Here is a 26,043-nt window from a genome sequence, read left to right on the forward strand (position 1 = left end):
TATGCAGGAAGAATTGATAAATATTTTTGCTAAAGTGTAATAAAATCGATAATTCGGAGTTATAAATGCATGTTAAATTACGCGCTATTTATAGTTTACTACTATTGGTTTTTTTACTTTTAAAAAAATTATAATCACTAATGAATTAATATCAAAACGATGAAAAAATTTTTATTTTTAGTTATTATTGTCGGTTTGTCCTTAAATGGATATTCCCAGAATGAAATTAGTACCAAATTTAAAGCGGTTCCGCCTAAAAAGAAGGAAGCAATTCCGCCAAAAGTGAATTTGCCTAAAGTTAAACCTTATGTGGCAGATGAGATACCAAAAAATGATTTTATTGTGCCGAAAAATGATGTCATTAATCCGGATGAGGTTTATAAAAAAAATCAGGATTTAGGGAGCTTCAATACTAGTTCAGTTTCAGCCAAGGTTCGTTATCGTGATGCTGCTTATGTGGATGGCGATAAGATTAGAGTGTACTTAAACGATAAGATGATTCAGCCAGAGGTTCTCTTAAATGGTGAATTTCAAGGCTTTGAGATTACTTTGGAAAAAGGAGTAAATAAGATAGATTTTGAGGCATTAAACGAAGGTTTTGCTCCACCTAATACAGCGGAATTTCAAGTTTATGATGATAAAGGTACTGTTGTTGCGTCGAACCAATGGAATATTGGGCTTGGTTTTAAAGCAACCATTATCTTAATGAAAGAATAATTTAGAGGTTCTGAATTGATTTGCTACTACTTTAAATGTCCTATTGGATTTACAATGTGGAAGTAATTTTGGACTTAAAAGAAACGATTAAATAACTTTTGATAGCATATGAAACAGGTTTTGTTGCTTATTATGATTTGTATTACACTGAATGGCTATGCTCAAAGTGAGTTTAGCTCTAACAAGTTTAAGGCGATTGCCCCGCTTAATAGAACTCCAAAAGTAAAAAAAGTAATTCCACCGGAATCAGTTTTGCCTCCTATTACAACTCCAAATGTTTTTAAAAGTAATCTTTTAAATCCAAAGCCTAGCTCTGTGCTGACGCAACCCAGCAATTTTTCAATGATAGTTAAAAATGAGTTTATTAATCCTGGAGACGTTTACCGAGATAAACTCAATAAAAAAGTTGCTAATGAAGAACAGACGGTTTATAGAAGAAATCAAAATTTAGGCGATTTTAAAACTACTTCGGTTACCGCAAAGGTGCTTTATCGAGATGCTGCTGATGTTGATGGCGACCAGATACGAGTATATTTGAATGATAGAATAGTCCAGTATCAAGTAAATTTAGAAAGTGAATATAAAGGTTTCGAAATTGTATTGGAAAAAGGATTCAATAAAATAGATTTTGAAGCGTTGAATCAAGGAATGTCTGGACCTAATACCGCCCAATTTCAGGTCTTTGATGATAAAGGGGCTCTGATTTCTTCCAGTCAATGGAATCTTGGAACGGGTTTTAAAGCAACTATTATACTTGTAAAAGAATAAAAAAACCGTCGGATGTAATTTTAAAATTACTCCGACGGTTTTTTATTTTAAAATCGATTTCTTTCTAAAACGGGTCAGCCGTAACTTTGAATTTCATATCCGCTTTTACAGTTATGTCTTTCGTTAGGGTTTCTTTAATCACCGCTTTAGTTCTTATTTTGTAGCTAGGTGCCTTAATGTATTTATCTAATTTTTCGGCTGTAACTATTAAATCTAGAACGTTAGTAGTAGAGTTAATGTTGTCTAAATACGCTAGTTCTATTTCGTCATTTGCATCAGTAGAGATATATAAATGAACTGATTTTAAAAAACTGAATGTTTTATCAGCAGGGTTAGTTATAGCTAATTTTAATTCTCTTAATCTTACATCTTTTACTAAATCGGCTTTAGTATTATTGTTTTGAAATTCAGCACTTGAATTTGTAGTAACATCTGGTGTAAGTACTTCAGAAGCAACATTAAGCGGGAATCCGCTGGAAATGGAAAAAGAAGTTTGATTAGAAATGGTAAAGGTTAAAAGTTGATCTACCACATTGCAAGAAAATAAAAATAGTGAGAGAAAGGTCATTAAGGCGAAAGTTTTTGTCTTCATTTAAATTCGTGTTTTTATTGATTATAAAATTTAGTTTTTACTACTGCTTTTTTGCAAAAGTATTACTATTTACGATAGTATAACTCTTTTGGTTTTTAAATATTGTGATAGCAGTTGTTAAAAACAGCAGCATAAACGTCAACTAAATAAAATATATTGAAGATTTTCAAAATTCAATTTTTCAATTCAAAATATAAAAAGTATTTTTGCGCATGCAACACAACGTACTTATTTTAGATTTCGGATCGCAATATACACAGCTTATTGCGCGTAGAGTTCGCGAATTAAATATATTCTGCGAAATTTTCCCATACAATCATTTCCCGAGTGATTTATCCAGTTATAAAGCAGTAATTCTTGGTGGTAGTCCATTTTCTGTTCGTGCAGAAGACGCTCCACATCCTGATTTATCTCAAATCAGAGGTAAATTACCTTTGTTAGCTGTTTGTTACGGAGCACAATATTTAGCGCATTTTAGTGGTGGTGAAGTAACAGCTTCAAATACCAGAGAATATGGTAGAGCTAATTTGTCCTTCATTAAAGAAAACGAAACTTTTTTTGACAACGTTTCTGAAAACAGTCAAGTTTGGATGAGTCATAGTGATAGTGTGAAGGCTTTGCCAACAAATGGTGTAAAACTAGCAAGTACGAATGATGTAGAATTTGCTGCCTATAAAATTGAAGGTGAAACTACTTACGCCATTCAATACCACCCAGAAGTTTTTCATTCAACAGATGGTAAGCAAATGCTAGAAAATTTCTTGGTAAAAATTGCTGAAGTTCCTCAAAATTTTACTCCAAATGCTTTCGTTGAAGAAATGGTAGCAGAATTAAAGGAGAAATTACAAGATGACAAAGTGGTTCTTGGACTTTCAGGTGGAGTAGATTCAACCGTAGCAGCAGTTTTATTGCATCAAGCTATTGGGAAAAATTTATACTGCATTTTTGTAAATAATGGATTACTTCGTAAAAACGAATTCCAAAATGTATTGGATCAGTACAAAGGAATGGGTTTAAACGTAAAAGGAGTAGATTCAGGAGATCGTTTTTTATCTGAATTAGCAGGGGTAAGCGATCCAGAAACAAAACGTAAAATTATTGGTCGTGTTTTCATCGAAGTTTTTGATGATGAATCACACCTTATAGAAGATGTAAAATGGTTGGCACAAGGAACAATTTATCCTGATGTTATTGAGTCAGTTTCTGTAAAAGGACCATCGGCAACAATAAAATCACATCATAATGTAGGTGGATTGCCTGATTATATGAAGTTGAAAATTGTTGAACCACTTCGTATGCTTTTCAAAGATGAAGTTCGAAGAGTAGGAGCATCATTAGGAATTGATCCAGAATTGTTGGGAAGACACCCTTTTCCCGGTCCTGGATTGTCTATCCGAATTTTAGGGGATATTACTCCTGAAAAAGTTAGAATTCTACAAGAAGTAGATGCCGTTTTTATTGACGGATTGAAATCTTGGGGCTTGTATGATAAAGTATGGCAAGCTGGAGCAATTTTGCTTCCGGTAAATAGTGTAGGTGTTATGGGTGATGAACGTACTTATGAAAAAGTAATTGCGCTTCGTGCCGTTGAATCTACTGACGGTATGACTGCTGACTGGGTTCATTTACCTTATGATTTCTTGATGAAAGTGTCGAATGATATTATCAATAAAGTAAAAGGAGTTAATAGAGTAGTGTACGATATTAGTTCAAAACCGCCTGCAACAATTGAATGGGAATAAACGTTTAAATATAATTCCTTTTCCTTTTAGAGTTATTATTTTTTAATATACTTTACATAAACGGTATCAGATTTTGGAATAAAATTTGATACCGTTCTGTTATTAATGATTGAATAATTTTTTTATAAATAAAAATGATGAAGTATTTTATTACCGTTTGTTTAGCTTGTTTAGTTTTTACATTTAATGTTTCCTCACAAGAAAAAAATAATACGCATAAGGTAGCGAAGGGAGAAACAATCAATCAGATTGCCCAAAAATATAATGTTACTCCTTTAGAGATCTATCAATTAAACCCAGATGCGCAAAGTGGTTTAAAACCAAATAGTGTTTTGTTGATTCCTAAAAGTTCATCAAAGAAAACTTCAGCTGTGCAGGTTAAAACTAATTCGCAAGCCCAAAACCATTTGGTCATAGCGAAAGAAACGCTTTACGGAATTGAAAAAAAATACGGTGTTTCGGATGAGGCGTTAAAAAAAGCAAACCCGTTTCTTGAAAAAGATGGATTGCAAATAGGTCAAATGTTGATTATTCCTTCAAATGCTGTAAAAAAATCTTCAGTAGCAACAGCAAAACCTTTAAATACAATTGTAAAACCGACAATTGCGAAACAAGAAGCAGTTGTTTATCATGAAGTTTTAGCTAAGGAAACAAAGTATTCTATTGCCAAAAAATATGGAATAACCATTGCGGAACTAGAGAAAAAAAATCCAGAAGTTGTCTCGAATTTGCCAATTGGATTTAAATTAGTAATTAAAGGAAATGCCCCAAAAGCAGATAAGATTGTCGCAATAATTGAATCTAAAAAAGAGATAGTAGAATCTAAAACGGAAACTGCAAAGCCTAATTCGGTAAAAATTCCTTCGACAATTGTAGTGCCGAAGGAAAGTAAAAAAGAATACACTAGTTTATCTGAAAAAATAGATAATAACGGTCGAAAAAAATTAGTGTTACTAATGCCTTTCAATATGAGCAATGTTGAAGGTGATACTATCAATTCGACGGCTATGCGCTTGAAAAAAGATAAATTTTTGAATATGACTCTAGATTTTTATGCTGGAGCGTTGATGGCGATAGATTCGGCTAAACAAATAGGGCTTTCAATTGATGTAAGTATTTTTGATTCACAAGAAACAAAGAATTCATCAAGCGTACCCGCTATTATTAAAGCAAATAATCTCGAAAATGCAGATGCGATAATTGGACCATTTTATCAAAGCAATATTGAAAAAACTGCTGAGCTATTGAATTTTAATCAAGTTCCTGTAATTTCACCTTTATCGAAAGATATTGGAAATCCATTTAGTAATTTATATCAATCAATTCCAACTGCAACTGCCGTTAAAAATGAAATGTTTGATTACATGAGGTCAAAAAATGGTAATGTTATAGCTGTAATCGATAAGAAAAAGGAAACTATTAGACAATATCTTAAAGAAAATCAAAATGACGTTCGACTCTCAACTCTAAATGATAACGGTAGCTTATCTGCTCAAAATTTGAAGAGTTTGTTCGTAAAAGATAAAATAAATTACGTGGTAATGGAAACTGGAAATACCAGTATGATAAAATCAATTATAGCGACCATGCTGAGTTCCATGGCAACTTATCAAGTACAGTTGGTTATTTTGGAGCCAAATGAAACATTGGACACGGATGAAATTAGTTTTGTGAATTTGACAAAATTAAAAATGATGTATCCTTCAATGTCTCGAGATAACGATTCATCCGAGGCTTTTAAATTTGAAAACAACTTCAAAAAAGTAAATAAAATAGTGCCAAGTGCCTTCGCAACTCGTGGTTTTGACATTACTTTTGATACCATGATGCGATTGTCGCTAGGTAAAACATATCAAGAAACTGTTGATACAATGGCAACGCAACAAGTAGATAATAAATTTGAATATTATAAAAAAGCAGATGGAGGATACACCAATAAAGGAATTTACATCTTGTATTACGACACTGATTTAACCATAAAAGAGGCGAAATAATGACATCAAAAGTGACCTATTTAGGAAATTTAAGAACTTCATCAATACATTTACAGTCCGGCACTGAAATTATATCGGATGCTCCGGTAGATAATAAAGGAAAAGGAGAGGCTTTCTCTCCAACAGATACTGTTGCTAATGCCTTGGCAAGTTGCATGATGACCGTAATGGGAATCAAAGCCAATGAAATGGATTTGGATTTAAGAAATTCTAATGCATCAGTTACCAAAATCATGAATGCCGAACCAAGGAGAATTGGAGCGATAGAAATTGTGTTTGAAATGGTTGGAACTTCAGATCAAAAAAGCAAAACTATTCTTGAAAGAACGGCTATGACTTGTCCTGTTTTCTTAAGTTTGAATACTGAAATTGAGAAACGAATTACTTTCAACTGGAAATAATATTTATACATAAAAAAAAGAAGCAATAGAATAGATAAAATCATTCTTCTTGCTTCTTTTTTCTTTTTTTTAAAATGGACCAAAACCAAATAAAACTCATTAAGCTCGCTCATACCAAAATGCCTTTTGGCAAATACGAAGGTAAGTTTCTTATTGATTTACCGGAGTATTATGTGGTTTGGTATAGCAATAAAGGTTTCCCAAAGGGAGAGTTAGGCGAACAATTACAGTTGATTTACGAATTAAAACTCAATGGACTTGAAGAGTTAATTCGAAATATAAAAAAACGGTATCCAAAACCGATTTAATTTTCAAATTGACAATTTATAATTGTACTTTTGCCAAGTTTTTTTACATAACTACAATACAAACAACAACAATAACAACAGAATGAATCAAACGAAATATATTTTTGTTACCGGTGGTGTGACTTCTTCTTTAGGAAAAGGGATTATTGCGGCATCTTTGGCAAAATTGTTACAAGCTAGGGGATACCGTACAACTATCCAAAAGTTTGACCCGTACTTAAATGTTGACCCAGGAACACTTAATCCATATGAACATGGAGAATGTTATGTGACTGATGATGGTGCAGAAACAGATTTGGATTTGGGACATTATGAGCGTTTCTTGAATGTTCCTACTTCACAAGCGAATAATGTGACTACTGGTAGAATTTATCTTTCGGTTATTGAAAAAGAAAGAAGAGGAGAATTCTTGGGGAAAACGGTTCAAGTAGTTCCTCATATTACCAATGAAATTAAAGAAAGAATGCAGTTGCTTGGTCAATCAGGTGATTTTGATATTGTAATTACTGAAATTGGAGGAACTGTTGGGGATATTGAATCATTGCCATACATTGAATCCGTTCGTCAATTAGTGTGGTCGTTAGGCGAAAAGAATGCGATTGTAATTCATTTAACTTTAGTGCCTTATTTGGCTGCTGCAGGAGAATTGAAAACAAAACCAACCCAGCACTCGGTAAAAACTTTGATGGAAAGCGGTATAAAAGCGGACATTTTAGTTTGTAGAACAGAACGTGAAATTTCAGATGAAATACGTAATAAACTAGCCTTGTTTTGTAATGTAAAACGAGAAGCTGTTATTCAATCGATAGATGCTGCAACGATATATGAAGTGCCAAATTTAATGCTTGAAGAAGGACTAGATATAGTTGCCTTGAAGAAATTAGATTTACCTAAAAAGGCAGCTCCGGATTTAAAAATCTGGAATACTTTTTTACGCAGAGTAAAGCATCCTAAACATGTTGTAAATATTGGATTGATTGGGAAATATGTAGAAATGCAAGATTGTTATAAATCTATTTTGGAGGCATTTATTCATGCTGGTGCTGCGAATGAAACCAAAGTAAATGTGATTTCGATTCATTCCGAGCACATTGATGCAACAAATATTAATGAGAAATTAGCTGGATTGGAAGGGATTCTTGTAGCTCCAGGTTTTGGAGAAAGAGGAATTGAAGGAAAAATTGAAGCAGTTCGTTATGCGCGTGAAAATAAAGTTCCGTTTTTCGGAATTTGTTTGGGTATGCAAATGGCAATTATCGAATATTCAAGAAATGTTCTTGGTTTTGCTGATGCCAATTCAACTGAAATGAATGATAAAACCTCTCATCCAGTTGTTAATTTAATGGAAGAGCAAAAAACCATTACTGATAAAGGTGGAACAATGCGTCTTGGAGCTTGGAAATGTGATTTAAAACAAGATTCATTAGCATATAGAATCTACGGAAAAGAAACAATTTCGGAGCGTCACCGTCACCGTTATGAGTACAACAGTAATTACGTTGCACAATTGCAAAATGCAGGAATGATAGCTTCTGGTGTAAATCCGGATACAGGTTTGGTTGAGATTATAGAAATCGAAGATCATCCATTTTTTATCGGAGTTCAATACCATCCGGAATATAAAAGTACGGTTGAAAATCCACATCCAATATTTGTGAATTTTGTGGCAGCAACAGTTCAAACAAAGAAAAAATAGTTCTTGTTTTTTGAAACAATTCATCAAACTATAGACTAATAGATTAAACTTTTTTAAATATAATAATGAAAGAAAAAAAATTAGACCTCAATTCGATTATTGGTTTTGTATTGATTTTTGGAATTTTGCTTTGGATAATGTACCAAAACAAACCAGATGAAAAAGCTATTGCAGCTGAAAAAGCGCAAAAAGAATTAGTAATCAAGGAGGCTAAAGCCAAAGAATTATCTGATAAAACTTTAGCAACGGCTACTGTTGCAGTTGCTGCGACAGGAGATTCTACGCAACTGGCGCAAATACAAAAAACACTGGGGAATTTTGCTTATTCAGCTACACTTCCTTCCGCTAAAGCGACTTACACTACTATTGAAAATGAATTTGTAAAATTAAAAATCGCGAATAAAGGAGGATATATTGTTAGCGCCACTTTGAAAAATTTTGAAAAATTTAAAAAAGGTTCAGGTCAATTAGTGGAGTTAATTAAAGATAATAATTCTGATTTAAATATTCAATTGTTGACAAGTGACAGCCGCACTTTAAATACCAAAGATTTGTATTTTGAACCAACACTTACAAAAGTGGGTGCGGATCAAATCCTTTCTATGAAATTGAAAGCGGGTGCTAATGAATTTCTGGAATACAAATACATTTTAAAACCGAAGGAATATATGGTTGGTTTTGACCTGCGTTCGCAAGGTTTGAACAAAGTTTTGAATACTGCTAAACCTTTGGATTTAGAATGGAATTTAAAAACATATAGAACTGAAAAAAGCATTGCCTATGAAGATCGTTATACATTATTGAATTACGAGTATGGTGATGAGAAATTTAATTACGTAGGTGACGGAAAAGATAAAGAAGAAACTCCAGAAAACGTGAAGTTTATTGCTTTTAAGCAACATTTCTTTAGCACGATTTTGTTGACAGACACTCCTTTTGCAAAATCGACATTGAAATCTCATAAATTAGTTGTTGACGAAAAAGTAGATACTACTTTTATTAAACAATTTAATGCAAAAGTACCTTTGGCTTTCACCAATGGGGAGTTAGATTACAAAATGAACTGGTATTTTGGACCATCAGATTATAAGACTTTAAATGATTACAATAAAAACTTAGAGAAAATTATTCCTTTAGGTTGGGGGATTTTTGGATGGATTAACAAATTCGTATTTATTCCATTGTTTGGTTTTTTAAGTTCTTACATTGCTTATGGTATTGCGATAATTGTTTTTACAATTATCATAAAAATCGCCATGTCACCTATTACTTATAAATCATTTTTGTCTCAGGCAAAAATGAAAGTATTGAAACCTGAAATTGCTGAATTAGGGGAGAAGTTCAATAAAGATCCAATGAAGAAGCAACAGGAAACCATGAAATTATACAATAAAGCAGGTGTGAATCCTATGGCAGGATGTATTCCAGCCTTGATTCAGCTTCCTTTTATGTATGCTTCGTTTCAGTTTTTCCCATCCGCTTTCGAATTAAGACAAAAAAGCTTCCTTTGGGCAGATGATTTATCTTCTTTTGACCAAGTGGTAAAATTGCCTTTCCATGTACCGCTTTACGGAGATCATATTAGTTTGTTTCCAATACTGGCTGCAATAGCGATTTTCTTTTATATGAAAATGACTTCTGGAGATCAACAAATGGCTGCGCCGCAACAAGAAGGAATGCCAGATATGGCCAAAATGATGAAATATATGATTTATATTTCGCCGTTAATGATGTTGATTTTCTTCAATAGTTATGGTGCAGGATTAAGTTTGTATAACTTTATTTCCAACTTGATTACGATTGGAATCATGTTTGTGATTAAAAATTATATTGTTGACAGCAACAAAATTCATGCTCAAATTCAAGAGAATAAATTGAAAGAGCCGAAAAAACAAGGTAAGTTTCAGCAAAAACTGCAAGCAGTTATGGAGCAAGCCGAGGCTCAAAAAGCATTGGATAAAAAAAATAAAAAATAGAAAAAAAGCTCCCGAATATTTTGGGAGCTTTTTTATTTAGGTACAATTTTTGTTATTTGAATTCGTTAAACTATAAAAGTAATTATGAGAACCATTTATAAAAAAGGATTATTACTATTGATTTTTTTCAATGTGTTTTTTATTCAAGCTCAAACAGATTTCAATAAATTAGATGAAAAAGGTAAAAAGCATGGGGTATGGAAAGGGTATTATGAGGAATCAAAGCGAACAAGATATGAAGGAAGCTTTATTCATGGAAAAGAATCCGGTGTGTTTAATTTTTATGATGACACTAAAGCAAAATCCATAATTGCCACTCGAGAATTCAACGCAAAGGATAATTCTGCGTACACAATTTTTTATGATCAAAATAAAAATAAAGTGAGCGAAGGAAAGGTGGTGAATAAATTATTTGAAGGGCAGTGGAAATATTATCATCTCGCTTCAAAAAACATCATGTCAACCGAAAATTATAAATCGGGAAAACTAGAAGGTTTGAGAAGTGTTTATTACCCGAGCGGAAAAATAGCGGAACAAATTAATTATAAAAACAATTTGAAAGAAGGCGTTTATAAAAAATATACCGAAAACGGAATTGTACTTGAAGAATCTATTTTTAAAAATAACGAGTATAATGGGATTGCTGTTTTTAAAGATGTGGATGGTAATACGGTTTCCAAAGGATTGTTTTCAAACGGTAAGAAATCAGGTGTTTGGCAGTTTTTTGAAAAAGGGAAGCCAGTTAAAAATGTGAATATGAGTGTTCCTGAAAATGCTACAAAATCCAAAAACAATTAACGAGAGACTTAACAAATACTGTTGTAAATCTTTTGTAACTTTGCACCCTTATAAAATTATAATTTTTTGAAGATGAAGCGAGTTGTTGTAGGACTTTCTGGAGGTGTAGATTCAAGTGTTGCTGCCTATTTATTGCAACAACAAGGATATGAGGTCATAGGCCTTTTTATGAAAAATTGGCATGATGATTCTGTTACTATTTCCAATGAATGCCCATGGCTGGAAGATAGTAATGACGCACTTTTGGTAGCCGAAAAATTGGGGATTCCTTTTCAAACGGTTGATTTAAGCGAAGAATACAAAGAGAAAATCGTTGATTACATGTTCAACGAATATGAAAAAGGACGCACTCCAAACCCAGATGTTCTTTGTAACCGCGAAATAAAATTTGACGTTTTTATGAAAATTGCAATGAGTCTTGGCGCTGATTATGTAGCAACAGGTCATTATTGCAGGAAAGGTGAAATTGATGTCAATGGAGAACCTGTTTATCAATTATTAGCCGGTGCGGATAATAACAAAGATCAATCTTATTTTCTTTGTCAATTATCACAAGAACAATTGGCAAAATCTTTGTTTCCAATTGGTGAATTAACAAAGCCGGAAGTTCGCGAAATTGCGGCTCAAATGGATTTGGTTACAGCCGAAAAGAAAGATTCGCAAGGATTGTGTTTCATAGGAAAAGTTCGTTTACCCGAATTTTTGCAACAAAAATTGCAACCTAAAGACGGGTTGATTATTCAAATCGATAAAAACAACCCAGTTTACACTTTAGATGAAGTAGAAGGTTTGTCTCTTGAAGATGGATTATTGTTGGAAGCAAAAAAAATAGATTACACTCCAGAAATGGGAAAAGTAGTTGGGAAACATCAAGGGGCTCATTATTTTACAACGGGTCAGCGAAAAGGATTGAATGTAGGAGGGACAACGGATCCTTTATTTATAATTTCAACAAATGTCTTAACCAATACTATTTATACGGGATTAAGCAGTCAGCATCCTGGATTGTTTAAAAAAGCATTGTTTGTCGAAAAATCTGAAGTACACTGGATTCGTACTGATTTGGCATTAGCCAATGGAGAAACTATGGATGTGATGGCAAGAATCCGTTATAGACAACCTTTACAAAAAGCCACCTTACATCAGTTTGAAAATGGAATGTATGTTGCTTTTGAGGAACCACAATCCGCTATAACTGAAGGGCAATTTGTTGCTTGGTATTTAGCTGATGAATTAGTTGGTTCGGGAGTTATTTCTTAGTTTAGTATTTTATTTGTAACAAGCATACAAATAGTGTCGTTATCTTAAATGAAATAAAATCACAAATTCGATTATTCACTGTTTTTTTTATGAAGCCATAACAGATTAACTATGAAAAAACTCTATATATTTCTTTTGATATTTACCACAGCGACTGTTTTTTCTCAAGAACAAGATGCTTGGGTTTACTTTAATTCAAAACCGAATTCTCAAATTTATTTTGACTCGCCTTTGCAAATGCTTTCACAGCGAGCTTTGGATAGAAGGACCAATCAAAATATTGCTTTAGATTCTAAAGATATTCCTGTTGAGAAATCTTATATTAACCAAGTAAAATCCGTTGTGGGAGTTTCTGTTTTAGCCAAATCAAAATGGCTGAACGCGATTCATGTTCGAGGCACACAAGCATTGATAAATTCGCTAAAAACATTTTCCTTCGTCAATAAAATAGATTTTGCTGATAAATCGCTGAATGTTGCTGGTAAAATTGCAAAGGCGGTAAGAATTAGAAAGACAAGCAAGAGTACAAAAACTAAAATTGATTATGCTTATGGAACCTCGGCAAATCAAATTCAGATGCTCAACGGACAAAAATTGCACCAACAGAATTACACGGGTTCAGGTAAAATAATAGCAGTTTTAGATGCCGGTTTTCCAGGAGTAAATACAGCTCAGCCTTTTCAAAGATTAAGAGATAACAACCAAATTTTGGGAGGTTATAATTTTGTGTTGAGAAATCCTGATTTTTATGGAGGCGATTCCCATGGAACATCAGTGCTTTCCACTATGGGCGGTTATAAAGATAATTCATTAGTTGGCACGGCGCCTGATGCTTCCTACTATTTATTTATCACCGAAGATGATACTTCTGAAAATCCAATTGAGGAATCGCTTTGGGTTGAAGCTGCAGAGAAATCAGATAGTTTAGGAGTGGATATCATAAATACTTCGTTGGGCTATTTTGATTACGATAACAAAGCGTACAGTCATACTTATAGTGAAATGAATGGTACAACAACTTTCATGTCTCGTGGGGCCGAAATTGCGTTTAGTCGGGGGATGATTATAGTGACGGCAGCTGGTAACTCAGGAAACTCATTAGATCCACATATTGCAGTGCCGGCCGATGCGGTTTCCGTAATTGCGGTTGGAGCAGTAAATTCAGCAAAATCAGTAGCGTCATTTAGCTCAATTGGTCCTTCATTTGATAATAGAATAAAACCGGATGTTATGGCACAAGGACAATCTGATATTGTGTCTGATCAATTTGGAAATATAGTGACCGCAAACGGGACTTCATTTTCTAGTCCAATTATGTCAGGAATGGTTGCTTGTTTATGGCAGGCATTTCCACTCAAAACAAATAAAGAAATCAGAGAATTAATAATTAAATCAGCAGATAGATTCGCAACGCCAAACAATCAATATGGTTTTGGTATTCCGGATTTTAGTTTGGCTTTGACCAATGCACTGTCCTTAAATACTTTTTCAAAAAATGATTTTATAGTGTATCCAAATCCAGTAAATGATTCGATATCTGTTTTTTTGCCAGAAGGCTATGACAAAGGATCAATTTTTATTTACACTATTTTAGGTCAAAAAATATTAGAAAACAATATTACAAGTCAAACATCGAATATTTCGTTGAAATTTCTTGACAACGGAATATACGTTTACAAATTAGAATCGGGTATTTTTTCTAAAACCGGAAAAATCATAAAGCAATAATCTACAATAAAGCAGATGAATAGAATTACAGAGCTCTTCAATATTCAATATCCTATTATTCAAGCTGGAATGATTTGGAATAGTGGTTATAAATTAGCGAGTGCAGTAAGTAATGCGGGTGGTTTAGGAATAATAGGTGCGGGTTCTATGTATCCCGAAGTTTTACGAGAACATATTCAAAAATGCAAAAAAGCAACGCAAAAACCTTTTGGTGTTAATGTTCCAATGTTATATCCAAATGTTGAAGAAATAATGAAAATTATAGTCGATGAAGGAGTGAAAATAGTTTTTACATCGGCTGGAAATCCAAAAACTTGGACTTCCTATTTAAAAGAAAATGGTATAATAGTTGTTCATGTGGTCAGTAGTTCGGTATTTGCTTTAAAAGCAGAAGCAGCTGGAGTTGATGCTATTGTTGCCGAAGGATTTGAAGCGGGAGGACACAACGGAAGGGACGAAACTACTACTTTTACCTTGATTCCCATGGTAAAAGAACATATCAAAATTCCGCTGATTGCTGCCGGAGGTATTGCTACTGGTCGCGGAATGCTTGCGGCAATGGTTTTAGGTGCCGACGGCGTTCAGGTAGGGAGTAGATTTGCAGCTTCGCTGGAATCGTCAGCACACGAAAATTTCAAGAAGACTATCATCGATGTCAAAGAAGGGGATACGCAGTTGACCTTGAAAGAATTGGCTCCTGTCCGATTGATAAAAAATAAGTTTTACCAGGACCTTGAAGATTTGTATGAGACATGTCCAACAAAAGAAGAGTTAACGGAATTATTAGGCAGAGCAAGAGCTAAACGTGGGATGTTTGAAGGCGATTTAATCGAAGGGGAGTTGGAGATTGGTCAAGTTGCGGGATTAATTCACGAAATTAAGCCTGCGGCAGAAATCCTTTTAGAAATGATAACTGACTTTCAAAACGCCAGAAAAGAGGTTACTAAATTTGATTTTAATTTTTTACACAATGACTAAAACAAAAATATATATTATTTTGCTTTTTTTAGGTTTAGGCTTGCAGCAGTCGTATGGTCAAAATTATAAATTTAAAACATCAGGTTTTAGTGTTTTGCAAAAAAACGAAAAAGGCAAGTGGGGAAAATGGTCTGATTTAGATTTGGTCAATATTTTGGTATCATTGGACACTAATAAAAACAGAATTGTAATCTATTCTCAAATCATTCAATTGTTTGAAATTATAGATTATCAACCAACAGAAGAAAATGATACAGATATAGTTTATTCGTTTACTTGCAAAGATAATAATGGAGAGGACTGCACGCTGTCTATTATCACGAGAAAGAAGCAAGATAATAGAAAGCAGCTATATGTGAATTATGATAATAGAATTATAGTTTATAATATTTTCAATATGTAATTATGTGAAAAAAGTCACTAAGAATGACTTTTTTTAATGACAATTCGAAAGAAAATAATTAGTTTTTAAGTTGTGACTGCTAATCAATATCCTTAATAAATTCATCATATTCTAAATAGAATAACTCTAAAGCATTCATTTTCTCGTTGTAAAAATCAAAGATTTCATCCCAGTATTTTCGATTGCTAACACCTACTCCTAATTTTTCAACCCAAATTCGGCTAATAGTTTTGCCGTTTTCAAGAGTATATTCTTTTTCAAATACTAAATCTTTGACAAATTCTTCTTCAAGGATGTTTTTCAGTGCTGTTATTTTATCAAAATAAGCAATACGTTTTTCATCATTGCGATGCTCAATATCAATTAATACTTGTGCTTTTTTATTGTCCACATAAAATTTAAAGGAGAAATCTTTGATTTTTGTATCATAAAGCACCCATTTTCTAGGATATTTATCGGCGAATGTGACCCAGAATTCTCGCTTTAATTTTTGAGTTTCTTCTTTACTATACATTTTATTGGCTTTTAATTTAGAAAATTTGCATTGCGTTAATTTCTAAACTATATTTATATATGTTTTAAAGTGCAAAAATAGACTTTGATTATGGATTTTCAAGAGTTTTTAGAATATGTTCCTAAATTAATGACAGCAGAACTTCCTGCTCAGGTTTCGCATATCAAAATGGCACCGTTAGAAAGAATCGAAAGTTTGAAAAATTTTGATATTGAAAGCAAAAAACCAAAAATTGCTGCCGTTATGATGCTGCTTTATCCCAAAAACGGAAAAACGCATTTGGTCCTTATTGTCCGAAATTCCTATAAAGGTGTACATTCTGCCCAGATTGCATTTCCCGGAGGTAAATATGAGTCTAAAGATGAAATTTTTGAGAATACAGCTTTGAGGGAAACGCATGAGGAAGTGGGAGTTCATCCAGATAATATGGAAATTATTAAGACATTTACACCCATGTATATCCCACCAAGTGATTTTATGGTCCATCCTTTTTTAGGGATTTGCAAACAAGAAATTATTTTTGTACCAGATCCTACTGAAGTCGCAAATATAATTGAACTTCCTTTGATGGTTTTTTTGAGTGACGCAATTCTCACTGATGCGAAAATGACTACTTCGTATGCTAACGAAATTAGTGTTCCTGCTTTTAAAATTGAAGAACACATTGTTTGGGGAGCTACAGCAATGATGTTAAGTGAGTTGAAAGATGTTGTGAAAGGTGTTTTAGAAAGCTGAAAATGATCTTATTTTACGAATGAAATTGATAATGAACTACAAATATAAATTTCGTAGATTCGCCAAATAAATATAAAAAATACATATTTTTATGGGATTATTTAAGAGAAATCCTTTTGGTCACATACTATTTATTAAAAAATGGTTAATCCGAATTTTTGGAGTAATTACGCATAGACGTTATAGAGGTTTCAATGAATTACAAATTGAAGGTTCTGAAATAATTAGAAATTTACCAGATACGAATGTTCTTTTTGTATCCAATCACCAAACCTATTTTGCCGATGTTGTGGCAATGTTTCACGTTTTCAATGCCAGTTTGAATGGGCGCGATGATACTATCAAAAATGTGTGCTATATGTGGCAACCAAAATTGAATATCTATTATGTTGCTGCCAAAGAGACTATGCAAGCAGGTTTATTGCCCCGAATCATGGCTTATGCAGGAGCAATTTCTGTGGAGAGAACTTGGCGAGCGAAAGGCGAGGACGTAACAGAAAAGAAGAATATCAACCCAGATGATACTCAAAAAATTGGAATAGCGTTAAAGGACGGATGGGTCATCACTTTTCCGCAAGGAACCACTAAGTCATTCAAGCCTGTTCGTAAAGGAACAGCTCACATCATTATGCAACAAAGACCTATAGTTGTCCCCATCGTTATTGACGGCTTTCGTCGTTCTTTCGACAAAAAAGGATTACGCATGAAAAAGAAAGGAATTCTTCAGTCCTTTATTATCAAGGAACCATTGGATATTGATTATGATAATGATACCATTGATGAAATTGTCGAAAAAGTAGAATATGCCATCGAGCAACATCCATCATTTCTAAAAGTAATTCCTGCAGAAATAATAAAAGAAGCGGAAGAACTAAATAAAACCCGTCGTTGGGAATATTAATTTAGAGAAAAGTCATAAGAGGAAAAATCAACAATAGTTCAATTAATTACTTTCCACTTAAAGATCTATCTTCTTTAATTCTTTATAATTTGCATACAATCTTCTAAGTAGAATGCCATACAGCAATCTGTAAAAAAGCCAAAATATACCAAAAAACACAGCAATAGTGAATAATAAAACTCCCGCTGTAATGAGCATTATTTGCCCGTCATTTGCTATTTTGTCTCTCAGAACACTCATTTCAGGATTAAAAACAAAAGCAATTGTAAATGCGATAATACAATATACTATAATCATCCCCAGATTGTACCACACATAATATTGAACAGTTTTCCTAGTTTTTAGGATGTCCTGCATTAATTGTTTTGTAGAAACAGTAGTACTAATATTGATATAGTTTTTATAAAATACACGAATAAAAACCAGTACAACTCCATAATTAAAATAGTTCAAGACATCAATAAATGTTATTATTTCAGGCTGTTTAATTTGCTTTAAATATCCGTCGGAGTCAAAACAAAAATTCAAACACGTCCACAATAAAACCTCCAAAACACTAATAATTAAGATCCACTTCACTATCGAAGACGATTTTTTATGGATCATTTTGTAAATTTCAATTTCCGAAACCTGTTCAAAAGAATCCGTGTTCTTTTGCCAATCTTTTTTCAATAAATCCAGCTCTTTCATATTCCTAATGGATTTAATATTTTTTTTAATTTCCCTTTTATTCTATTCATCTTCACCCTCGCATTCACTTCGCTAATCCCTAATGTTTCGGCTATTTCCTGATAATCTTTATCCTCAAGATACATAAAAACCAGTGCTTTTTCAATATCATTCAGCTGATAAACCGCTTTGTACATCAGCTTTATTTGTTCCTCTTCTTCATAATTATACTCGACATCATTCAAGAAATGTTGCCGTCCTTCAAACTCAATAGTGGCTACTGAGCGCTTACTTTTTCTATATAATGTGATTGCCGTGTTCAACGCCACACGATAGGCCCAAGTAGAAAATTTGCTGTCTCCTCTAAATTTCGGAAAAGCTTTCCACAATTGAATCGTGATTTCCTGAAACAAATCTTTGTGTGCATCATCGCCATTAGTATATAACCTACAAATTTTGTGGATTATATTCTGATTTTCCTGCAATTGCTTAACAAAAGACTGTTCTAGATTGTCACTCATATATACGTTAGTAATCCAAAGGTGGATTTTGTTACAATATTAATAATTTTTAGGAGCATAAACTCTTCAATCCATAATAAACATTCGTCCCGCTGTACATTGCAATCTTTATTTTCTGTAAAAATCAGAAAAATAAAGGATTTCCATTTCCATCGGGGCTAATTTGCACTTTTAGTTTTCTTAAAACCTTTTCCAAAAAAAACAAAAATTTCGATACTATTTGATGAAATGCAACATTAAAAAACATTGTATCTTTGAGAATCAACAAATCAGAACTTTTTTAAACATGAACGTTCCACAATCGAAAAATCCCAGAATAGTTATTATAGGTGGAGGTTTTGCAGGCATTGCTTTGGCCAAACAATTAAAAAATAAAAATGTACAAGTTGTACTTTTAGATAAACACAACTACCATACATTTCAACCTTTATTATATCAAGTTGCCACCGGAGGACTCGAAGCAGGTTCAATAGCATACCCAATCCGCAAAGTCATTCAGGAATACGATGATTTCTACTTCCGACTTACTTCTGTAGAAGAAATAGACACAAAAAACCAAAAAGTCATTGCCGAAATAGGCGAATTAAGTTATGATTATCTGATCATTGCCACAGGATCCAAGACCAATTATTTTGGTAACAAAGAAATAGAACGCAACAGTATGGGAATGAAAACCATACCGCAATCGCTTAATATAAGAAGTTTAATTCTCGAAAATTTTGAACAAGCCGTTCTTACCACTGATTTGGCCGAACGTAACAGTCTTATTAATTTTGTGCTTGTAGGTGGTGGGCCAACAGGAGTAGAGCTTGCCGGTGCTTTGGCCGAAATGAAAAAAGCCATCCTTCAAAAAGATTACCCCGATTTGGATATTGATAAAATGGAAATCAATCTTATTCAAAGCGGAGACAGAATACTAAACACAATGAGTGAAAAATCTTCAATTGCCGCCGAAAAATTTCTTCACAGTTTGGGAGTGAAAATCTGGAAAAATGTTCGCGTAACAAATTATGATGGACGAACAATTATCACCAATTCTGATTTGACATTTGAAACCGCAACCGTGATTTGGACTGCAGGTGTACAAGGAGCAATAGTTGCCGGACTAGATGCTAAATCTTTGGTGCAAAGAGTAGAACGCATTCGAGTAAATGAATACAGCCAAGTGATAGGATACGACAACATTTTTGCCGTAGGCGACATCGCTTCCATGGAAACCGAAAACTATCCTGAAGGACATCCCATGATGGCTCAGCCCGCCATGCAGCAAGGGAAATTACTGGGCGAAAACATCATAAAATTAATTAGAAAACAACCAATGGAAGCTTTTGAATACAATGACAAAGGTTCAATGGCCACAATAGGAAGAAACAAAGCTGTAGTCGATTTGCCAAAATACCATTTCAGTGGCGTTTTTGCGTGGTTCGTGTGGATGTTTGTGCATTTATTCTCTTTGATTGGATTCAAAAATAGAGCAGTTGTATTTTTAAATTGGGTATACAATTATATTCGTTTTGACCGTGAAGGACGTTTGATTATCAGACCTTTCAAAAAGAAAAGTTTTACTACGTTTACGAGTGATGAAGTATAGAAAATTGGCTTTATTAGTGATGTAATTACATTCTTACATAGCTGATAATCAGCTTCTAAACAAGTGTGATACCATTCTTACAATATGCTGATTTACAATATTTTAACAAAACTATAAGTTTTGTAAATGCTTGATAATAAGGATGTTGAGTTTTTTATGTTTTTTATTTTTACTTGGCTTGTTTTTATAAATAGTGTTATGCCTTAAGTTTGTGGAATTCACACAAAGTTTCAAAATTAATGAAAAGCATTATTATTTCTAATTTCAAGCCTATTTTGGTAGGGAAATTAATCGATCAACAAAAACTTAACCAATATACAAAGTTTTTATACCATCATTTTCAAACTAAACCAAGTTTAGTTGCTTCAGGAGAAGATGAAATTTTTGAAGAATCAAATAGTTTTGAGGTTATCTCAGACCAGGTTGATAAATATTCGGTACCTTCTGAAAATATTAATAAAAGACAAATTTTAATTTTTGAAGAGGTAGAACATTTTATTGAAAATGAAATGGATGAAACTTTACCTTCTGAATATCAATTTCCGGCTAGTTTAGTATCTGGGAAAGGCGATTTGTTTGGACCTAAAATTGGAATCCGCATGCAATGGTTTAAAGAAAAAATGGGATATGTTTTTGATGAATTTTATTCAACAACAAACTCTGCTCCTGAAAACCTGGTTCATGTTACATGCTCCGGTTATTCTTCTCCAAGTGTTGCACAAGAAGCCGTAATAAATAGAGACTGGGAAACAACTCAGGTTACTCATTCCTACCAAATGGGGTGCTACGGGGCTTTTCCTGCTATACGAACTGCCAGTCACTTGATAAGCGGCAGTAGAAATCATGGAAGAGTAGATGTAGTTCATACAGAGTTATTATCGGCACATTTAAATTTAACCGAATTTTCTGTGGCAAACACGATGATTTGCTCTCTTTTTGCAGATGGTTTTATTGGATATTCTTTGTATGAAGAAGATACTTTCATGAATGATGATTCAATTGAAGATAAAAAAGGACTCAGAATTTTAGCTTCACATGAGGTTATTATTCCGGATTCATTAGATGATATGTCTTGGGAAATAGGAGAGTACAATTTTTTAATGACGCTTTCTAAAAGGGTTCCCGTTTTTATTCGTAAAAACATCAAATCCTTTTTAACAACGCTTTGCGCTAAAGTTGATGTAGATCTGGAAGAGGAGAAATCCAAAATGCATTTTGCAATCCATCCCGGAGGACCAAAAATTATTGATTATGTAGTGGATGCAGTTGGAATTTCAAAAGATCAGGCACGTTGGTCGTATGAAATATTGCGCCAACAGGGAAACATGTCTTCTGCTACTGTTCCACATATCTTTAATGAAATTGTTAATGATTCAAGCATCGCCTCAGGAACTAAAATTGTAGCAATGGCCTTTGGGCCAGGTCTTACGGCCACCGGATTATTGCTTGAAAAAATATAATTTTTCTAAATAACACTTTGAAATAGTAAATTAATCTTCTCAAATAGACGAGCAGTTTAAATAATATTAATGAGTTATGAGTTTTGAAAATGGAAACATTTGAAACTCATAACTCATTTTTTTTGTAATAATTCACCATCAAATTCACATATTTGTTATAACTCTCCAATCCATCTTTTTGTTGATTCATTTTCAGGAAATTATCATAAAAAACATGAAAACCAGTTTCGATTGGCGTTTGGTACTCATTCCAAAAGTCCGTGCTTTCCTTGTAGTTTTTTAAAATTCCCGGATGAATAGTTGTTAATAGTTGCTTTTGAATTTTTTCATTGCGAGCCTGCCAATTCCCTAAACAATAGCGTAAAGCCAAACTATAACCAGAATATTGAACGTATAAATTATCATTTTTTACCGAAGCCAGAAACCCAATAAAGTTGCATTCACTTTCACTTGCATATCCCATTTGGTGCGCCATTTCATGATTGGCGGTCATTGGGAAAGTGTACATTGGACCCAAATAATTTACCTGTGCTTCATTGGTAAACGGATTCAAATAACCGCTAAAACCCATATACGTTAAAGGCAGACTAAACAATGATTTTTTAGTGCTCAAATGGGAATAATTAAAATAATCATATAAGACTGCCAGATTTTTATAACCATTCAAATTCATTTCGAATACCTGATCTTGAGAATAGGGGAAGACAACTTTCAAACTGTCATTTTTAGTAAGCTGACTTTGAATCGTATTGGTTTTTATGATTAATTTTTTGGTAAAATTCAATAAATCAGCATCCGAATACTCTTTTTTGATTTCCATTTTTTCAAAAAGCGGTTCTCTATAATAATTAAAAGCCCAAAGCAAATGAAAGAAAAAATAAAATACCGATACAAAACTTAATAAGCTTAGGGTGTTATTTTTCCATTCTGACTTCCAGTTTTTTCTTTTGTTCCAAAACCAGAGCAACATAGATGAAATCAAAATGAAATAGATAAAATCACCCAGAGAAAAGGGGATGTTTCCAAAAGCAATTCGTGAAGATTTACTAATTATTGGATACAATCCATTGCTGTAAAATTGTTCCACATTTTCAGGATAATAGGGAATAATTTGAAGAACAATTATTTGTATCAAAAGAAAGATTGGAAGAATGTATTTGCGTTTCACGGTATGTATTTTCGAATTGTAAAGATAATTACAATATCAATTAGTACTGAAAAAGAATTTAAACTTTGTAACTTTGAACTTGATAAAATTTAAACTTCAAATTAAAATAAATGAGCCAAGAAATAAGAAATTTAGAACCCAAAGCACTTTGGAATAAGTTTGCTGATTTAAATGCTGTACCACGTCCTTCTAAAAAAGAGGAACGTGTGATTGAGTTTATGAAAAACTTCGGAAACAGTCTGGGATTGGAAACTTTTGAAGACGAAATCCGTAACGTAATTATACGCAAACCGGCTACTCCGGGAATGGAAAATCGTAAAGCGATTGTTCTTCAAGGACATTTGGATATGGTACATCAAAAAAATGCCGATACCGTTTTTGATTTTGACACACAGGGAATTGACATGTATGTCGATGGAGACTGGGTTCGTGCTAGAGGAACTACGCTAGGTGCAGATAACGGTCTTGGAGTAGCCACGATTATGGCAATTCTGGAAAGCAAAGATATTCCGCATTCAGCAATTGAAGCTTTGTTTACCATTGATGAAGAAACTGGAATGACAGGAGCTTTGAATTTAAAAGGAGGGATTTTACAAGGACAAATTCTTTTGAATTTAGATACTGAAGAAGACGATGAAATCGACATTGGTTGTGCAGGAGGAATTGATGTAACGGCTACAAGAAGTTATCGCGAAGAAGAAGTTCCAGATGGTTCTGTGGGGCATCTTATTACCGTAAAAGGATTAAAAGGCGGGCATTCAGGAATGGATATTCATAAAGGTTTGGGTAATGCCAATAAAATCATGAATCGTTTGTTATTTGACGCATTCGAAAACTTCGGTTTGCAAGTGTCAGAAATCAATGGAGGGAGTTTGCGTAACGCGATTCCTAGAGAAAGCTTTGCCAAAGTAATTATTTCTGAAATGTTTGATGAAGCCTATATTTTTGATATGCAGGAAATCATCAGTGATATCAAAGCAGAATATAAAACGACTGAACCAAACTTGACTATCGAAATCGTGAAATGCGATTTACCGAAAAAAGTGATGGATTTAGGAGTTCAGGAAGGAATCATAAGAGCTATTTATGCTGCTCATAATGGAGTGTATCGCATGAGTGCTAATATGGAAGACTTAGTGGAAACTTCAAATAATATTGCTCGAGTAATTATCAAAGAGGGTGAAATTTCTGTTGGTTGTCTAACTCGTTCTTCTGTAGAAACTTCCAAATTTGATTTGGCCAATTCATTGCGTTCCGCTTTTGAATTAGTGGGTTGTGAGGTAGAACTATCAGGTTCTTATCCTGGCTGGACGCCAAATGTGAAATCGGAAATTTTAGATGTTTTAGTGGGTATTTACGAAAAACAGAATGTTGAAAAGCCTAAAGTTGTGGCTTGTCACGCAGGATTAGAATGTGGAATTCTGGGAACTAATTATCCTGAAATGGATATGATTTCTTTTGGACCAACTATCCATGGAGCGCATTCTCCTGATGAAAGAGCAAGTGTTTCTTCTTCTCAGAAATTCTGGAAATTTGTATTGGAAATTTTAGCCAATATTCCAGTGAAATAGTATTCAATTTTCAGTCGCAGTTTTCAGTTCTACTTGTGATAGTAAGGGTAACTGAAAACTGAGACTGTGACTGAAAATTTTTAAAAAATTAGTCTCTTTTTGGAGTGTTTTTCTTGTCTCTTTTTTCTTCTTTCTTTTCTTTAGCCGTTTTTAAAGGCTCTTTCTTTGCCGTTTTCTTTGCGTCTTGACTTTTTGCCATGATATTTGATTTAAATTTTGTTTTTAATTTTGGTGTAAGTAAATGTATATAATATTTTGATTTATTTTAATATTATTTCAAAAAATCCCCGTCGATGATTAACAATTCAACTCCATTAGCTGCTATAGACCGATGAGAACTTAAATCATCTGAAACAACGTAAGTCATTCCTTTGGAAAGTTGAACGTGTTCTCCGTTCACCATTTCGCTGATGAAATCACCTTCGAGGCAATGTACAATATGGCCTTTTTGGCACCAATGATCTGCTAAATAACCTGCAGAATAAATAACTTTTCGAATTCTAAGTCCGCCTAATTGGATCGTTTGCCAAAAAGCCGTTCCTGTTTCGCCTTTATGTTCCGTTCTTTCTATTTTGTCCCAGTCAATGGCTTGGAAAGGTATGTTACTCATGATGTTTTTAGATTAATTGGAGTCCTTACTGCAATTCAAATTTAAGTAATTTTTTTTATACAAAAAATCCCCAGTTGCTTTCGCAATTGAGGAATCCTATTTTTGGAATTTGGAATATGGTTTTTACTTTTTTTTATTTCTTCTTTAGAATTTTATATTCTTCATAGCAACCGCTAATGGCATCCATAATTTGTAAATCATTTGCTGTCTGTATAAACGATTCAGAATAATTGCATCGTTGTAGAATTTCGGCTAATTCATTTTTATCAACTCCAAGAAGTACTGATATGGTTTCTCTGTCGAATTTAGATTCTAACAGATTTCGCACGGTATCGTCCTTCTTCATTTCTTTTAGCTTTTTGAGTTCTTTTGGATTTTTACCAAAGAAATTATAAAGCATATCTGCAGGATTAAAAATGGAGCCCAATACTCTTCCAAAGGCATTTGGTGAATATTCTCCCGCTTCATAACCTTGGGTTAAACCCGAAATGCTATAACGGTAATTCTCTTTAGTAGGGATTAATTTTGAATCAACTTCAAGATATCCAGTTAAATTAAAAGGTCTTATGATTACTTCTTCCAACGCAATGGCTTTTTCAGTAAGTTGAATTTTGGTGCTTTTGTTTTTTATCCAGTCGTTAGTAACTCGGACTCTTAAAGATTGGAATCCTAGAATGGTAAAATGTAGTGTGTCGTTTGGCTGAACATCAATTTCGAAATATCCTCTCGAATCCGTTGTAGCCCCTCTTACTTTATTAATGTTAATGATATTTACATTAGACAAAGGTTGTCTCGTATTGTTGTTAATAATAATACCATTAACCTTTTGAGAGGGCTGTATATCTTGTGCGATAGCAGCTGTGGAAAGTACTAAAAAAAAGAAAACTACAAAATATTTCATAAACTCATTTAAAACTTTAAAAGTAATAAAGGCGATTGAAT

General features: G+C 33.4%; 25 protein-coding genes. 18 read left to right on the plus strand and 7 right to left on the minus strand.

Annotated features, from left to right (window positions below):
• Positions 1 to 159: 159 nt before the first annotated feature.
• Together H4V97_RS14150 and H4V97_RS14155 are read left to right on the plus strand one after the other, a co-directional pair.
• Entirely contained in the window at positions 160 to 717 is a 558-nt protein-coding gene (locus H4V97_RS14150; RefSeq protein ID WP_209550040.1) for a hypothetical protein, read from the plus strand.
• 108 nt (positions 718 to 825) lie between these two features.
• A complete protein-coding gene (locus tag H4V97_RS14155) occupies positions 826 to 1,485 on the plus strand; it encodes a hypothetical protein (protein ID WP_209550041.1) in 660 nt (219 codons plus the stop codon).
• A gap of 64 nt (positions 1,486 to 1,549) precedes the next feature.
• Here the strand turns inward: H4V97_RS14155 and H4V97_RS14160 are convergent, their stop codons facing one another.
• Complete coding sequence (locus tag H4V97_RS14160; protein ID WP_209550042.1) at positions 1,550 to 2,077, minus strand: hypothetical protein; 528 nt, start codon at positions 2,075 to 2,077, stop codon at positions 1,550 to 1,552.
• Between the two features lie 212 nt (positions 2,078 to 2,289).
• On the opposite strand from H4V97_RS14160, the gene guaA reads away from it, so the two are divergent.
• The 11 genes from guaA (at position 2,290) to H4V97_RS14215 (ending at position 15,361) form a co-directional block, all read left to right on the plus strand.
• On the plus strand, positions 2,290 to 3,819 hold the full coding sequence (gene guaA / locus H4V97_RS14165; RefSeq protein ID WP_209550043.1) for a glutamine-hydrolyzing GMP synthase: 1,530 nt from the start codon (positions 2,290 to 2,292) through the stop codon (positions 3,817 to 3,819).
• Positions 3,820 to 3,953: 134 nt separating this feature from the next.
• Positions 3,954 to 5,813 (plus strand): LysM peptidoglycan-binding domain-containing protein, encoded by a 1,860-nt coding sequence (locus tag H4V97_RS14170; protein WP_245345242.1) that lies wholly within the window; start codon positions 3,954 to 3,956, stop codon positions 5,811 to 5,813.
• Positions 5,813 to 6,214: an OsmC family protein gene (locus H4V97_RS14175; RefSeq protein WP_209550044.1), complete on the plus strand. Its 402-nt coding sequence runs from the start codon at positions 5,813 to 5,815 to the stop codon at positions 6,212 to 6,214. Before H4V97_RS14170 ends, H4V97_RS14175 begins: the two co-directional genes overlap by 1 nt.
• Before the next feature lie 74 nt (positions 6,215 to 6,288).
• Positions 6,289 to 6,522, plus strand: a complete 234-nt coding sequence (locus H4V97_RS14180) for a DUF3820 family protein (RefSeq protein ID WP_196849028.1) — start codon at positions 6,289 to 6,291, stop codon at positions 6,520 to 6,522.
• An 82-nt stretch (positions 6,523 to 6,604) separates the two neighbouring features.
• The gene (locus tag H4V97_RS14185) at positions 6,605 to 8,218 is read left to right on the plus strand and encodes a CTP synthase (protein ID WP_209550045.1); all 1,614 of its coding nucleotides are present in this window, start codon (positions 6,605 to 6,607) and stop codon (positions 8,216 to 8,218) included.
• A gap of 65 nt (positions 8,219 to 8,283) precedes the next feature.
• Entirely contained in the window at positions 8,284 to 10,194 is a 1,911-nt protein-coding gene (gene yidC, locus H4V97_RS14190) for a membrane protein insertase YidC (RefSeq protein ID WP_209550046.1), read from the plus strand.
• 84 nt (positions 10,195 to 10,278) lie between these two features.
• Positions 10,279 to 10,992, plus strand: coding sequence for a toxin-antitoxin system YwqK family antitoxin (locus H4V97_RS14195; RefSeq protein ID WP_209550047.1), 714 nt, complete (start codon positions 10,279 to 10,281; stop codon positions 10,990 to 10,992).
• 72 nt (positions 10,993 to 11,064) lie between these two features.
• Complete coding sequence (gene mnmA, locus H4V97_RS14200; protein ID WP_209550048.1) at positions 11,065 to 12,252, plus strand: tRNA 2-thiouridine(34) synthase MnmA; 1,188 nt, start codon at positions 11,065 to 11,067, stop codon at positions 12,250 to 12,252.
• 111 nt (positions 12,253 to 12,363) lie between these two features.
• A complete protein-coding gene (locus tag H4V97_RS14205; RefSeq protein WP_196849034.1) occupies positions 12,364 to 13,980 on the plus strand; it encodes a S8 family peptidase in 1,617 nt (538 codons plus the stop codon).
• 15 nt (positions 13,981 to 13,995) lie between these two features.
• The gene (locus H4V97_RS14210) at positions 13,996 to 14,958 is read left to right on the plus strand and encodes an NAD(P)H-dependent flavin oxidoreductase (RefSeq protein ID WP_196849035.1); all 963 of its coding nucleotides are present in this window, start codon (positions 13,996 to 13,998) and stop codon (positions 14,956 to 14,958) included.
• Entirely contained in the window at positions 14,951 to 15,361 is a 411-nt protein-coding gene (locus H4V97_RS14215; RefSeq protein WP_196849036.1) for a hypothetical protein, read from the plus strand. The genes H4V97_RS14210 and H4V97_RS14215 overlap by 8 nt, the downstream gene beginning before the upstream one ends.
• Before the next feature lie 79 nt (positions 15,362 to 15,440).
• On the opposite strand, the gene H4V97_RS14220 is transcribed toward H4V97_RS14215, so the two are convergent.
• Positions 15,441 to 15,875, minus strand: coding sequence for a DUF4268 domain-containing protein (locus H4V97_RS14220; protein WP_196849037.1), 435 nt, complete (start codon positions 15,873 to 15,875; stop codon positions 15,441 to 15,443).
• 90 nt (positions 15,876 to 15,965) lie between these two features.
• Here H4V97_RS14220 and H4V97_RS14225 point away from each other — a divergent pair, with 90 nt between their 5' ends.
• Both H4V97_RS14225 and H4V97_RS14230 read left to right on the plus strand, forming a co-directional pair.
• Positions 15,966 to 16,610, plus strand: a complete 645-nt coding sequence (locus tag H4V97_RS14225; protein WP_196849038.1) for an NUDIX hydrolase — start codon at positions 15,966 to 15,968, stop codon at positions 16,608 to 16,610.
• 91 nt (positions 16,611 to 16,701) lie between these two features.
• Positions 16,702 to 17,511, plus strand: a complete 810-nt coding sequence (locus tag H4V97_RS14230) for a lysophospholipid acyltransferase family protein (protein ID WP_196849039.1) — start codon at positions 16,702 to 16,704, stop codon at positions 17,509 to 17,511.
• A 57-nt stretch (positions 17,512 to 17,568) separates the two neighbouring features.
• Here the strand turns inward: H4V97_RS14230 and H4V97_RS14235 are convergent, their stop codons facing one another.
• Together H4V97_RS14235 and H4V97_RS14240 are read right to left on the minus strand one after the other, a co-directional pair.
• The gene (locus H4V97_RS14235; protein ID WP_196849040.1) at positions 17,569 to 18,201 is read right to left on the minus strand and encodes a hypothetical protein; all 633 of its coding nucleotides are present in this window, start codon (positions 18,199 to 18,201) and stop codon (positions 17,569 to 17,571) included.
• Complete coding sequence (locus H4V97_RS14240) at positions 18,198 to 18,701, minus strand: RNA polymerase sigma factor (protein WP_196849041.1); 504 nt, start codon at positions 18,699 to 18,701, stop codon at positions 18,198 to 18,200. Before H4V97_RS14240 ends, H4V97_RS14235 begins: the two co-directional genes overlap by 4 nt.
• 286 nt (positions 18,702 to 18,987) lie before the next feature.
• Between H4V97_RS14240 and H4V97_RS14245 the strand changes: the two genes are divergently transcribed.
• Together H4V97_RS14245 and H4V97_RS14250 are read left to right on the plus strand one after the other, a co-directional pair.
• Positions 18,988 to 20,292, plus strand: a complete 1,305-nt coding sequence (locus H4V97_RS14245; protein ID WP_209550049.1) for an NAD(P)/FAD-dependent oxidoreductase — start codon at positions 18,988 to 18,990, stop codon at positions 20,290 to 20,292.
• Between the two features lie 239 nt (positions 20,293 to 20,531).
• Positions 20,532 to 21,752, plus strand: a complete 1,221-nt coding sequence (locus H4V97_RS14250) for a 3-oxoacyl-[acyl-carrier-protein] synthase III C-terminal domain-containing protein (RefSeq protein ID WP_209550050.1) — start codon at positions 20,532 to 20,534, stop codon at positions 21,750 to 21,752.
• 106 nt (positions 21,753 to 21,858) lie between these two features.
• On the opposite strand, the gene H4V97_RS14255 is transcribed toward H4V97_RS14250, so the two are convergent.
• Positions 21,859 to 22,920: a DUF3810 domain-containing protein gene (locus H4V97_RS14255; protein WP_209550051.1), complete on the minus strand. Its 1,062-nt coding sequence runs from the start codon at positions 22,918 to 22,920 to the stop codon at positions 21,859 to 21,861.
• 110 nt (positions 22,921 to 23,030) lie between these two features.
• Between H4V97_RS14255 and H4V97_RS14260 the strand changes: the two genes are divergently transcribed.
• Positions 23,031 to 24,491: an aminoacyl-histidine dipeptidase gene (locus H4V97_RS14260; RefSeq protein ID WP_209550052.1), complete on the plus strand. Its 1,461-nt coding sequence runs from the start codon at positions 23,031 to 23,033 to the stop codon at positions 24,489 to 24,491.
• Between the two features lie 271 nt (positions 24,492 to 24,762).
• Here H4V97_RS14260 and H4V97_RS14265 read toward each other — a convergent pair whose 3' ends face one another.
• Positions 24,763 to 25,101, minus strand: a complete 339-nt coding sequence (locus H4V97_RS14265) for a DHCW motif cupin fold protein (protein ID WP_209550053.1) — start codon at positions 25,099 to 25,101, stop codon at positions 24,763 to 24,765.
• 133 nt (positions 25,102 to 25,234) lie between these two features.
• Positions 25,235 to 26,002, minus strand: coding sequence for a carboxypeptidase-like regulatory domain-containing protein (locus tag H4V97_RS14270; protein WP_196849047.1), 768 nt, complete (start codon positions 26,000 to 26,002; stop codon positions 25,235 to 25,237).
• Positions 26,003 to 26,043: the final 41 nt, after the last annotated feature.

This window comes from Flavobacterium sp. CG_23.5, assembly GCF_017875765.1.
In the GTDB taxonomy this organism is placed as follows: Bacteria; Bacteroidota; Bacteroidia; order Flavobacteriales; family Flavobacteriaceae; genus Flavobacterium.